General features: G+C 34.1%; 13 protein-coding genes. 7 read left to right on the top strand and 6 right to left on the bottom strand.

Features of this window, described 5'->3' with window-relative positions:
• The first annotated feature begins 118 nt into the window (after positions 1-118).
• From hisH to AC30RD_RS02705, 7 genes are all read left to right on the top strand, one after another.
• Positions 119-733: an imidazole glycerol phosphate synthase subunit HisH gene (hisH, locus tag AC30RD_RS02735; protein ID WP_489492661.1), complete on the top strand. Its 615-nt coding sequence runs from the start codon at positions 119-121 to the stop codon at positions 731-733.
• Between the two features lie 11 nt (positions 734-744).
• On the top strand, positions 745-1461 hold the full coding sequence (gene hisA / locus AC30RD_RS02730) for a 1-(5-phosphoribosyl)-5-[(5-phosphoribosylamino)methylideneamino]imidazole-4-carboxamide isomerase (protein ID WP_489492660.1): 717 nt from the start codon (positions 745-747) through the stop codon (positions 1459-1461).
• Positions 1462-1560: 99 nt separating this feature from the next.
• Positions 1561-2421: a 50S ribosomal protein L11 methyltransferase gene (locus tag AC30RD_RS02725; RefSeq protein WP_489492658.1), complete on the top strand. Its 861-nt coding sequence runs from the start codon at positions 1561-1563 to the stop codon at positions 2419-2421.
• Positions 2422-4419 (top strand): ATP-dependent zinc metalloprotease FtsH, encoded by a 1998-nt coding sequence (gene ftsH, locus AC30RD_RS02720; RefSeq protein WP_489492657.1) that lies wholly within the window; start codon positions 2422-2424, stop codon positions 4417-4419.
• A gap of 2 nt (positions 4420-4421) precedes the next feature.
• Positions 4422-5057 carry a phosphatidylserine decarboxylase gene (locus tag AC30RD_RS02715; RefSeq protein WP_489492655.1) on the top strand — a complete coding sequence of 212 codons (636 nt, stop codon included), beginning with the start codon at positions 4422-4424 and terminating at the stop codon, positions 5055-5057.
• Positions 5050-5772 carry a CDP-diacylglycerol--serine O-phosphatidyltransferase gene (gene pssA / locus AC30RD_RS02710; RefSeq protein WP_489492654.1) on the top strand — a complete coding sequence of 241 codons (723 nt, stop codon included), beginning with the start codon at positions 5050-5052 and terminating at the stop codon, positions 5770-5772. The genes AC30RD_RS02715 and pssA overlap by 8 nt, the downstream gene beginning before the upstream one ends.
• Before the next feature lie 54 nt (positions 5773-5826).
• A complete protein-coding gene (locus AC30RD_RS02705; protein WP_489492653.1) occupies positions 5827-7380 on the top strand; it encodes a 2-isopropylmalate synthase in 1554 nt (517 codons plus the stop codon).
• Position 7381: 1 nt separating this feature from the next.
• On the opposite strand, the gene AC30RD_RS02700 is transcribed toward AC30RD_RS02705, so the two are convergent.
• The 6 genes from AC30RD_RS02700 to AC30RD_RS02675 all read right to left on the bottom strand — a co-directional run bounded on the left by AC30RD_RS02700 (position 7382) and on the right by AC30RD_RS02675 (position 11988).
• Positions 7382-8224 carry a PilZ domain-containing protein gene (locus AC30RD_RS02700; protein WP_489492652.1) on the bottom strand — a complete coding sequence of 281 codons (843 nt, stop codon included), beginning with the start codon at positions 8222-8224 and terminating at the stop codon, positions 7382-7384.
• An 88-nt stretch (positions 8225-8312) separates the two neighbouring features.
• Positions 8313-9557 (bottom strand): serine--tRNA ligase, encoded by a 1245-nt coding sequence (serS, locus tag AC30RD_RS02695; protein WP_489492651.1) that lies wholly within the window; start codon positions 9555-9557, stop codon positions 8313-8315.
• Between the two features lie 43 nt (positions 9558-9600).
• Positions 9601-10248: a gamma-glutamyl-gamma-aminobutyrate hydrolase family protein gene (locus AC30RD_RS02690; RefSeq protein WP_489492662.1), complete on the bottom strand. Its 648-nt coding sequence runs from the start codon at positions 10246-10248 to the stop codon at positions 9601-9603.
• A gap of 5 nt (positions 10249-10253) precedes the next feature.
• Positions 10254-11240, bottom strand: coding sequence for an amidoligase family protein (locus AC30RD_RS02685; RefSeq protein ID WP_489492650.1), 987 nt, complete (start codon positions 11238-11240; stop codon positions 10254-10256).
• Positions 11241-11248: 8 nt separating this feature from the next.
• On the bottom strand, positions 11249-11629 hold the full coding sequence (gene crcB / locus AC30RD_RS02680; RefSeq protein ID WP_489492649.1) for a fluoride efflux transporter CrcB: 381 nt from the start codon (positions 11627-11629) through the stop codon (positions 11249-11251).
• A 14-nt stretch (positions 11630-11643) separates the two neighbouring features.
• Complete coding sequence (locus tag AC30RD_RS02675; protein ID WP_489492648.1) at positions 11644-11988, bottom strand: DUF190 domain-containing protein; 345 nt, start codon at positions 11986-11988, stop codon at positions 11644-11646.
• Between the last annotated feature and the right edge of the window lie 116 nt (positions 11989-12104).

Below are 12104 nucleotides of genomic sequence, written 5' to 3'. Positions count from 1 at the left end.
ATTCCAAATTCCCATTTACCAATGTCCAATGTCTAAATTGGTTAAAATGGTTGGGTGGTTGATGTGTAAGATATACACCTGCATTTGATATAAAAACTTAAAACTAAGGACTAAAGAGTTGAGAGTAGCGATTGTTGATTATAATATGGGCAACCTTGCAAGTGTTAAAAACGCTTTGCTAAAAGTTGGAGCAAAACCTGAAATTATAAGAGATCCTGATAAACTAAAAAATTTTGATAAACTTTTTTTGCCAGGCGTGGGAGCTTATGGGGACGCTGTTGCACATCTGCAAGAGTATGGATTAAAAGATGCTATATTGGATTTTGCAAAAAAGGGAAAATATCTTCTTGGAATATGTCTTGGAATGCAGCTACTTTTTGATAAAAGTTATGAATTTGGAGAACATTTGGGACTTGGTTTGATCCCAGGAGAAGTGGTGCCTTTTGATAAAAGTAGATTTGATCATAGATTAAAAGTTCCTCATATGGGATGGAACGAGCTTTTTGTAAAAAAAGAAACCCCTTTGTTTAAAGATTTACCAAAAGCCTTTTATCTATATTTTGTGCATAGTTATCACGCCGTGACTATAGATGAGTATGTAATTGGCACAACTATTTATGGATACGAGTTTGTGAGCGCTGTGGAAAAAGATAATATTTTCGGTCTTCAGCCCCATCCAGAAAAATCGCATAATAATGGATTAAAAATTTTAGAAAATTTTGTAAACTTATAAAAGAGGTGCAAATGATTATCTATCCAGCAATAGATTTAAAAGACGGAAAAGCCGTTAGGCTAACCAAAGGAGCTATGAATAGCGCAAAAGTTTATAGCGATAAACCTTGGGAGCTTGCAAAAAAATTTGAAGAGTTAGGTGCAACTTGGCTTCATCTTGTAGATTTAAACGGAGCTTTTGCGGGAGAGCCTAAAAATTTGGAAGCTATTGAAAAAATCAGAAAAAATTCGAAACTTCATATGCAACTTGGTGGCGGTATAAGAGATGAAGAGAGTATAAAAAGATATATAAATATGGGGATTGATAGAGTTATTCTTGGTTCCATCGCCGCAAAAGATCCGCAATTTGTCAAAGAGATGGCAAAAAAATATAGGATCGTTGTCGGAATTGACGCTATTGATGGATATGTGGCCGTTGAAGGTTGGGCAAAAACTTCAAAAATGAAAGCAACCGATCTTGCAAAGGCCTATGCCCAAAGCGGAGTAGAGGCAATTATATGCACCGACGTATCAAAAGATGGGACTTTAAGCGGAGTAAATATAGAATTTACCCTCTCTATCGCAAAAGCAAGCGCTATTGATACTATTGCAAGCGGTGGAGTTAGAGATATAAACGATATAAAGGCTTTATTGGATACCGGTATGATAGCTGGAGTAATTGTCGGAAAAGCTTTTTATGAAGGAACTTTAGATCTAAAAGAGGCTTTTGAGTTGGTTAATTTTGGTTAAAATGGTTAAAAAAGTTAAAATGGTTGAGTGGTTAATTTTGGTTAAAATGGTTAAAAAGGTTAAAATGGTTGAGTAGTTGGGTAGTGAGAAAGTTAGAGAGTGAGAGAGTTAAAAAGCGAGCCAAAAATGAAAGAGTATTATTATGAAGTGACTATTACTCCAACTTCCCATAAAGAGGAGATTGAGAGTTTTTTAATGGATCATTTTTATAACGGGATAGAAGAGAGGGGCGATTCGTTGATTTTAAGAAGCGAGGAGCCTTTGGACGAAATCGTTGAAAAATGTAAAGATTACGTAAAAGAGCTAAGTTTGATATTTGAGGAAAAAATCGATCTAAAGATAAAAACTCAAAAAAAGAAAAATATAGACTGGATTGAAAATTATAAAAAAAGTATAACTCCGGTAATTGCCAAAGATTTTTATATACATCCAAGCTGGTATGAAAAAAAAGAGGAGATGATCGATATCGTTATAGATCCAGCTTTGGCTTTTGGGTCAGGACACCATCCAAGCACATTAAATTGTTTAAAAATATTATCCGATATCGTAAAAAAAGAAGATAGAGTTTTAGATGTCGGAACCGGTAGCGGCATATTAGCGATAGCCGCCGCGAAAAAAGAAGCGGTAGTAGATATATGCGATACCGACTTATTGGCTATTAAAGAGGCTAAGAAAAATTTTAAATTAAATGAAACTAAATTTAACAGGGGTTGGGTAGGAAGTGTGACAAATCTCAAGGAAAAGTATGATATAGTTATCGCAAATATTGTAGCCGATGTTTTGATTTTTTTGGCAAAAGATTTAAAAAATGCCCTAAAAAACGGAGGCTATCTAATACTATCTGGGATAGTTGACAAATATTTGCAAAATGTGTTAGATAGATATAAAGATTTAAAATTAATAAAAAAGATAGAAGATAATGAATGGGTTACTCTTCTATTGAAAAAGGAAAGGGAGTAGATGGCAAAGAAAAAACCACAAAAACAGGATAATTTTTTTAATAAAAATCCACTCATAACATTTGCGATATTTTCGATATTGATAATCTTACTATTCAAATCCATACTCGCCCCAACCGGCGGCGGTATGGGAGAGGGTGCGGCTACCCATATGGCCGGAGCGCCGATTCAAAAAACAAAAGAGGTTAGCTACTCTGAATTAAAATCTTTGATAAAACAGGGAGCTGTTAAGTATGTAGCGATCGGTCAAAGAACCATTAAAGCTATTGCCCAAGAAAACGGCTATAAAGTTATCTATTTTGCAAACAGAATACCCGAAGATACTACGCTTATCCCTCTTTTGGAGGAAAAAGGCGTAGATTATGGGGGGTATAGCGAAAGCAACTGGTTAAGCGAAGTGATATTTGGCTGGGTTATACCTATATTTATATTTTTTGCCATATGGATGTTTTTGGCAAGCCGTATGCAAAAAAGCGTTGGCGGCGGTATACTTGGGATGGGAAGCGCTAAAAAGCTTATAAATAGCGAAAAGCCAAACGTAAAATTTAGCGATGTCGCTGGAGTCGAAGAGGCTAAAGAGGAGGTAAAAGAGATAGTCGATTTTCTAAAACACCCAGACAGATACGTAAGGCTTGGCGCAAAGATTCCAAAAGGGGTGCTTTTAGTGGGACCTCCAGGGACCGGTAAAACTCTTTTGGCAAAAGCTGTAGCTGGTGAAGCAAACGTGCCATTTTTTGCCGTGAGCGGAAGTAGCTTTATTGAGATGTTTGTAGGTGTTGGAGCGGCTCGTGTTAGGGATCTTTTTGAGCAGGCTAAAAAAGAGGCCCCGGCAATCATTTTTATAGACGAAATAGACGCTATTGGTAAAAGCAGAGCCGCTGCGGGACCTATCGGGGGAAATGATGAAAGAGAGCAGACTCTAAATCAGTTGTTAGCGGAGATGGACGGTTTTGATAGCGCAAAATATCCAATCATTGTTTTAGCCGCCACAAATAGGCCCGAAGTTTTGGACCCGGCACTTTTAAGACCCGGTAGATTTGATAGAACGGTTGTTGTAGACAAACCGGACTACGAGGGAAGACTTGCTATTTTAAAAGTTCACGTGCGCCATATAAAAATGGCAAAAGATGTCGATTTGTCAGAGATCGCAAAGCTAACCGCGGGACTTGCTGGCGCAGATCTTGCAAATATCGTTAACGAAGCGGCACTTCTTGCAGGTAGAAAAAATAAAAAAGAGGTTGAACAAGAGGACTTTTTAGAAGCGGTTGAGAGAGCAATTGCAGGACTTGAGAAAAAAAGCAGAAGAATCTCTCCAAAAGAGAAAAAAATCGTAGCTTATCATGAGAGCGGTCACGCTCTGATAGCTGAAACTACTCCGGGAGCAAGAAAAGTAACAAAAGTTTCTATTATCCCAAGAGGCTTAGCCGCTCTTGGTTATACTCTAAACGCTCCCGAAGAAAATAAATATCTTATGCAAAAACATGAACTAGTGGCAGAGATTGATACTCTTTTAGGGGGAAGGGCTGCCGAAGAGATTTTTATCGGAGAGATTAGCACAGGTGCCGCAAACGATCTTGAGAGAGCTACCGATATAGTAAAATCAATGGTTATGATGTATGGAATGAGTGAAGTTGCCGGACTTATGGTGCTTGAAAAACAAAAAAATATATTTTTAGGGGGAGGTTTGGCTCCAGTTAAAGAGTATAGCGAGAAGCTTGCCGAAGATATTGACGAGTTCATAAAAAACTTTTTAAACCAAAGATATGAACATGTAAAAAATAGACTAAAAGAGTATAGTGAAGCAATCGAGGAGATGGTCAAAGAACTTTTTGAAAAAGAGGTTTTAGAGGGTAAAAGAGTAAGAGAAATTATAAGAGAATTTGAAAAAAAACATAACAAAAAGTCCCTTTTAATAGATGATGAAAATGAAGATATCAAAAAAGCCAAAGATAAAATAAAAGAGGATAAAGAAGAAAAAACGGATAAAAGCGAGGAGTAGATTTGAGTTTTTTTAAATATATGGCAAAAGAGGGTAAAAAGGCGCTTATTTACTCTTTTATAATATTTTTAGCTACACTTTTTTTGATTCCCTCTTTATTTTTAAAACTTTTAACCGCAACGCTCTTTATATTTTTTTTATATATCTATCTTATTTTACCCACAAAAAACGAATTTCAAAAAAAAGGGGCAATCTACTCCATCGTTGATGGGCAGGTTGTTGATATAAAAGATATGGGCAATGAAAAGGCGGTCAAAATATATAGCTCTTTGCTTGATAACTCCGCTATAAGATCACCATTTGATGGGATTATAAAAGATATCAAAAAAAGACACGGACTCTTTTTAAAGCTCTCTTCAAAAAAAAGCGATAAATTAAACGAAAAGTTTAGCTTTGTTCTTAAAAATGAAAAAACGGATCTAAAAATATCGGCAATTTCCGATAAAATGGGGTTTTTTGGTTTTAATATTTATAAAAACGACTCTTTAAAAGTTGAGTTTGGAGAAATCATAGGATATGCTTCAAACGCTCTTTTTGAGATAATTTTGCCAAAAAATGTAGAGCTAAAGGTAAAAGTGGGAGATCAAGTGGTAGGGGGGATCAATATTATAGGATATATAAAGGGAGAAGTTGAATAGGCCAAATTTTCAGCTTATATATATACTACCAAATCTTTTTACCGCAGCAAGCGCCTTTATAGGGATAATAAGTATTATTGCCGCCTCTAAAGGCGAGTTTGAAAAGGCCGCTTGGCTTATTTTATTGTCTTTGATTTTTGATGGGCTTGACGGAAGGATAGCAAGACTTACCCACACCACAAGCAAATTTGGAATGGAGTTTGATTCACTTGCCGATATTATAGCTTTCGGTGCGGCTCCGGCTATGCTTTTATATTTTTGCTGCGGAGCTGAATTTGGTAGATTTGGTTCTTTGGTTTCGGCTATGTTTGTCGTATTTGGAGCCATAAGACTTGCAAGATTTAACGTTATGGCACCCTCAAGCGAGCCTTCCGTTTTTATAGGAGTTCCCATTCCAACAGCCGCTGTGTTTATAGCGGTTTGGATATTAATGTATCAAAAATATCCGACATTGAAAGATTTTTCCTTTTTACTTTTAGTCGGAGCTTTGATATCGGCTTTTTTAATGGTTAGCAACATAAGATATCCAAGTTTTAAAAAAATCGAATTTAAAAAGATGTATCTTATAAAGACATTAATAGTTTTGATTATTTTGTTCTCACTTTTTTATCTTTATCCTATAGAGGGTATTGCGCTATTTATAACTTTATATATCTTATATGGAATTTTTAGAGCCCTTTTTTTCGTTTTACTTCGAAAAAGAAGAAAAATATGATAAAATATTGGAAAAAAATTATTAATTGATATTTTTTTAAAAAAAGGAAAAGATATGAGCGAAATAGTAAAGATTTTTGATACCACATTAAGAGACGGAGAGCAAAGCCCCGGCGCTTCAATGAACACCGAAGAGAAGATTCAGATAGCCAAACAGCTTGAAAAATTAAAGGTTGATATTATAGAAGCCGGCTTTGCGGCGGCAAGTCCGGGGGATTTTGAAGCAATTAGCAGAATCAGTCAGATCGTAACAAACAGCACTATCTGTTCTTTGGCAAGAGCGGTAGAAAAAGACATAAAAGCGGCGGGAGAGGCTATAAAAGAGGCTAAATTAAAAAGAATTCACACCTTTATCGCTACAAGCCCGATACATATGAAATATAAACTTAGGATGGATCCGCAAGAGGTAATAAAAAGAGCCGTTGAAGCTATAAAGTATGCAAAAGAGTATACGGGCGACATCGAGTTTAGTTGCGAAGATGCCGGCAGAAGCGAGATGAGCTTTTTAAAAGAGATAATAGATGAAGCTATAAAAGCGGGAGCAAAAACTATAAATATTCCAGATACCGTAGGATATAGACTTCCTCACGAAATGGGAGAAATGATAAAAGAGTTAAAAGAGTTTATCGCAGATAGGGCCGTTTTGTCGGTTCATTGCCATAACGATTTGGGACTTGCGACAGCAAACTCTTTATATAGCGTTTTAAACGGAGCAAGGCAGATAGAGTGTACTATAAACGGTCTTGGAGAAAGAGCTGGGAATGCAGCTTTAGAAGAAGTCGTGATGGCTATAAAAACGAGAAAAGATATATTTAAAGATATAGATACCAACATAAATACAAAAGAGATATATCCAACCAGTAGGCTTGTTGCGGCAATTACCGGGATAGAGCCTCAGCCAAACAAAGCAATAGTTGGAAGAAACGCATTTGCCCATGAGAGCGGAATACATCAAGATGGGATATTAAAACATAAAGAGACATACGAGATAATGAGAGCCGAAGATATCGGCTTTGAAACAAATAGAATCGTTCTTGGAAAACATTCGGGAAGACACGCCTTTAAAGATAGAATAAAAAGTTTGGGTTTTGATCTAAATGATGAGGAACTAAATAAAGCTTTTATAAGATTTAAGATATTGGCCGATAAGAAAAAAGAGATAACAGACGATGATTTGAGGATGCTAATAACAAGCGAACTAACAAACATTCCAGAAGTATTTAAGCTAAAAAAACTTCAAATAAGCGATTGTAGCGAAGGTGTGCCAAGCGCGGCTGTAACGATAGAGTATGAGGGAAAAGAGATAGTTGACGCAGGTATTGGCGATGGGACGATTGACGCTATTTTTAAAACGATCGATAGAATTAGCGGATATAAAGGAACTCTTAACGATTATCAGGTAACGGCTGTAAGCAAAGGAAAAGATGCGCTGGCTAAAGTAGTGGTAAAAGTTGTTTTTGATGAAAACAAACCTGCCGTTATCGGTCACGGACTTAGTATCGATACTATGATAGCAAGCGCCAAAGCCTATATCGGAGCGTTAAATAGCTTTATATCTATGAAAGATATATTAAAGAAAAAAAGATGCGAAGAGGGAGATGATATTTAGACTATCTCTCCCTTTTTATCTCTTTTATAAGAGCCGATTGAAAATCTTTTTTTATATTTTTTAATTCGACTCCGATATTTGTATCGATATCTTTTATAATATATTTTATTTCTCCATCTACATAAAAATTTTTATTGTCTAAATTTATCTTTATGGAGATATTTTCATTTTGATCGATATCTTTGTCAAAATTTTTAAGTAATATCTGCATACCGCAAAAACTTACATTTTTCGTTACGCCGTCTATTGTGCTTATTTTTTTGTCTAAAGTTTTATACTTTATCTGCAAAGGGATCTTTATATCATATCTTTTTTTAGATCTGCTTTCTCTTATTTCAAATTTTTTTGAATGATCTGTTTTAATTAAGGTAATTGAATAAAAAGAATTTATATCTAGAATTTTTGTTTCAAAAATATAAAATTTTTTATCCTCTTTTCTTAAAAACCCAATTTTAATCTTCTCTTTTGGATGTAAGTTTTTTAAATTTTGCTGATCGATTTGCCAAAAAAGTTTCTTTTCGCCATTTTTATAAAGTTTTATAGGGGTCTTTTTTCCGTTTATAATAAAAGCTTCTTGAGAAATTTTTATATATTTTGTATTAAAAAGAGGATATTTTGGATCAAAAAAGTTAAATTTTTCTCTTATATTTTTAAGTAGTTTTTCATCTTCTTCTGTAATAGATATATTTTTTTCTATCCAATTTTGTATATAGTTTTCAAAAGCTTTAATATTGAGTAGACTATTTTTATAGACCGAAAAAGAGAGAATCTTTTTAAGTAGATTTTGCTCTTTTATAGATAAGCCATATCTTTTTGCTATTGGCCCAATATCTAAGCTATTCATAAAAATCCTTTTTAAAAGATCTAATTAAAGTATATCAGATATATGTTGCAAAAATGTTTCAAAAATGCTTAGATATTGGACAAAGATTTTACATATACTTTCTTAAAACCTCAGGTATAATTATAGAGCCGTCCTTTTGCTGATAATTTTCCATAATGGCTATCAATGTTCTACCTACCGCTAGGCTTGATCCGTTTAGCGTATGAACAAGCCTGTTTTTTTTGCCCTCTTTATATCTAATCATTGCACGTCTTGCTTGGAAATCTTTTGTATTTGATATAGAGCTAATCTCTCTATATTTTCCCTGTCCGGGCAACCAAACCTCCAAATCGATAGTTTTTGCGGCGCTAAAACCAAGATCTCCGGTGCATAGCATAACCCATCTGTGTGGAAGACCAAGAGAAGTTAAAAGATCGCTGGCACACTCTACCATCTCTTCAAATATTCTTTCGCTATCATCCGGTTTGCATATAGTTACAAGCTCAACTTTATCAAACTGATGCTGTCTGATCATCCCTCTAACATCTTTTCCTCCGCTTCCGGCTTCCTTTCTAAAGCAAGGGGTATAAGCGGTGAGTTTTATGGGTTTTTCTAGATCTTGTATGATTTCATCTCTATAAAGATTTGTTAAAGGAACTTCCGCAGTTGGAATGAGATAGAGATCTTCTCCCTCTATTTTAAATAGATCTTCTTCAAACTTTGGAAGTTGTCCAGTTCCCATAAGGGTTGCGGAATTTACCATAAAAGGAACGTAAACCTCTTCGTATCCTCTATTTTTATTAAAATCTAACATATAATTTATCAAGGCTCTCTCTAACTGCGCCCCCTCTTTTTTTAATACGCTAAATCTACTTTTTGCAAGTTTTACGCCTCTTTTAAAATCTATCCAATCAAGCTCTTGGGCCAATTCAAAATGTTCTTTTGGAGAAAAGTCAAATTTTTTAGGCTCTAAAACCTTTTTTATTTCTACGTTATCGTTTTCATCTTTTCCTATAGGCACATCATCATCCGGGATATTTGGGATTTGAAGAGCAACTTTATTTAACTCCTCTTCAATATCTCTAACAATCTCCTGATGGGCGATGATTTTTGCTTTATTTTCTTCTACCTCTTTTTTTAGATTGGTTATATCTTTATTCTCTTTTTTAAATATTCCAAACATTTTTGATAAAGAGTTTTGTTTTGATTGAAGCTCTTCCAAAGCTTTTTTTTCTTCTTTATATTTTTTAAAAAGCTCTTTGAGCTCCATCAAAAGTCTCTCTTCAACGCCTCTGGTTTGTAGTTTTTTTGCGATTTTTTCAAAATCTCTCTCAAAAAGTTTTAGATCCAGCATAGACTCTCCTATAAACTATTTTGGTTATCTTACTAAATTGGGGCTAAATTTTTAATTTTTTGGCAAAATATCCAAAAATTTTTTGGCTCGATTTTGCGTAAGGCATGAATTCCGGATGCCACTGAAGTCCTAAAATATCTAAAGATTCATGCTCAATTGCTTGGATGATCTCATTTTTGTCGGTTGCTGCGACTTTTAGTCTCAGTCCTATACGATCTATGGCTTGATGGTGAAGGGCGTTTGCCTTGATATGTTCGCTCATTAAGATATTGTGAAGTTTTGAATGGGGCTTGATATAGATATCTTTTAAAGGCAGAGGTGTTTTGGGATGCGGATGGTTTAGATCTAGTTCATTTATATCTAAATGCAAAGTTCCGCCAAAAAAAACGTTTATAAGCTGCATACCTCTACAGATGCCTAATACAGGTAGCTCTTTTTCCAAAGCTTTTTCTAAAATGAAAAGTTCCATTTCATCTCTTTTTTTATCGCATATTACAGATGAGATATTTTGTTTTTTATAGGTTGAAGGGTCTATATCTACTCCTCCGCTAATGATTAATCCATTGAATTTTTGAGGAAATTTTTTGTTTTTTGGAGAGATAAAAATAGGTTTTATTTTATATAAAGATAGTATAAATTTTAAAAAAGTCCATGCGATTTTACTTCCTTTATCCGAGCCTGTTATTACCACTTTTTTCAATAAAATTCCTTAAACTTGGTTTTTATTATATTATCTATTTTACCTATCCAATTTGAGGTAATAAACCAAAAAGGAGAATCTAAAAACTCTTGATAATCTTTACAGATTTTATATAAGATATCTTTTTTGAAAGCAAGATGCTCTATCAAACTCCAGTAATTAAACTCTTTTGCTATACTCCAATTATCTTCGTCGATTCTTGAGTTTGGAAGACGATAATGAAACGTTGGCCTTGGGTTGATCTTTTCATTTGGGAGCTTTGATTTTATATCTTTATCAATATAGGCTAAAAGAGGTAAAAGATCTAAGGCTCTATTTCTTGTTGGATTGTAAAAAATATAATCTTGACTAAACTCTTTTAAAGTAGGTTTATAATTTAGATCGATTACTTTTTGTATATACTCTATTTCAAAAGGATCTATAAACCAGGTAAGTTTTCTTGTAAGATCGATTTTATCTCTTTCTTTAATCCACTCATAAAGAACCAAAAAAGATCTTAAAATATCCAACAAATCTTCGCTTTTAAAAGATGGGACTTCTATATTTATATGAAGTCCAAAAGCAAATAAAAAAGAGGCTTTTGTTCCAAGAGCTCCGCTTTTTTTTAAAGAGTTTTTCAACTCTTCGATAAAATGGAGTTTATCAAAAGGTATAGGAGGCGTTACGATTTCGTAAGGGATAAAAGCTTCAGAAATAGATAAAAGGATATTTTCGATATTTTTTGATTCATTATCTAAAAGAGGTGCGATCTTATCTTCGAATTCTCTTAAAAACTTGCTATCGATATATATGCTAAAGTCTCCTAAAACGGTATCTTTAATATCGATGCAGTAGATATTTTCTTTACAGATTTTGCCGCCAAAAAGTTTTATTACAATAGCTGCGCACTGCTTTAGAGTTATACCGCTATATTCGATCTCAAAACCGACTTTTCTTAACTCTTTTTTTTGATTATATAAAAGGGGAGGGAGTATAAAATCCATTGTTTTATTTATCCATATATTTTTTTAAATATTATTATACCCGCAACCGTTGCCAAAAGGGATAAAACTACGTTTAGCAAAATATTTGCAAAAGCTCTAAAATATAAATCGTTTTGAAGCATTATAATTGTTTCGTAACTAAATGTGGAAAAAGTTGTCAATGCCCCTAAAAAGCCCGTTATTAAAAGTGCCTTTTGATTTGGCGAGATAATATTTTCAAAATATAATATTAAAAAGCCTATCAAAAAACTCCCTATAATATTAACTCCCAAAGTTCCTATGGGAAAAAAAGAGCCTACGGCTTTTTGCAAAAAAGTAGATATTAAAAATCTACTAATAGCTCCAAAAAAACCTCCAATACCAATGGCTAAAATTATATCCAATCCCATTTTTTGCCTTGAGATTATTTAAATTTAGGATGTTTATAACTGATTACTTCAACATCGCTAAGTGTTACCAATCCTTCGCTTATCATTAGCTCGGCCGTTCTTAAAAAACTCATAATTTTATCTTCCTTATCGATAATTTCAATAATTACCGGTAGTTTTTGGCTTAAACTCAAGATATTAAAAGAGGAGATTTTAGAGTGCGCTCCCATACCGGCAACTCCTTTAAATACGGTTGCACCAGCAATACCTTCATTTTTTGCTTTTTTTAATAATTCCTCCCATAATGGTTTACCCTCATATTTGTCGTCATTATCTATATAAATTCTGAGTATCTTTCTTGGGCCAAGATAGCGTTTCATTGTTTTCCTTTTTTATTCGTAATTGAGTGCTCTGAAAAATTACTAAATTTCGCTCAAGTCGGATGCGATTTTTGCTAACGCAGCGTTTGAAAATTTTATTAAAAAGTGCAAACGCA

The organism is Nitrosophilus sp. (assembly GCF_982775275.1).
The sequence above is the reverse complement of the archived record's forward strand: the minus strand, read 5'-3'. Positions and strand labels throughout refer to the sequence as shown.

Coding starts and splice junctions, on each gene's coding strand:
- ftsH (WP_489492657.1), top strand. CDS start 2,422: ATGGCAAAGAAAAAACCACAAAAACAGGATAATTTTTTTAATAAAAAT.
- hisA (WP_489492660.1), top strand. CDS start 745: ATGATTATCTATCCAGCAATAGATTTAAAAGACGGAAAAGCCGTTAGG.
- AC30RD_RS02700 (WP_489492652.1), bottom strand. CDS start 8,224: ATGAATAGCTTAGATATTGGGCCAATAGCAAAAAGATATGGCTTATCT.
- AC30RD_RS02705 (WP_489492653.1), top strand. CDS start 5,827: ATGAGCGAAATAGTAAAGATTTTTGATACCACATTAAGAGACGGAGAG.
- AC30RD_RS02675 (WP_489492648.1), bottom strand. CDS start 11,988: ATGAAACGCTATCTTGGCCCAAGAAAGATACTCAGAATTTATATAGAT.
- crcB (WP_489492649.1), bottom strand. CDS start 11,629: ATGGGATTGGATATAATTTTAGCCATTGGTATTGGAGGTTTTTTTGGA.
- AC30RD_RS02685 (WP_489492650.1), bottom strand. CDS start 11,240: ATGGATTTTATACTCCCTCCCCTTTTATATAATCAAAAAAAAGAGTTA.
- serS (WP_489492651.1), bottom strand. CDS start 9,557: ATGCTGGATCTAAAACTTTTTGAGAGAGATTTTGAAAAAATCGCAAAA.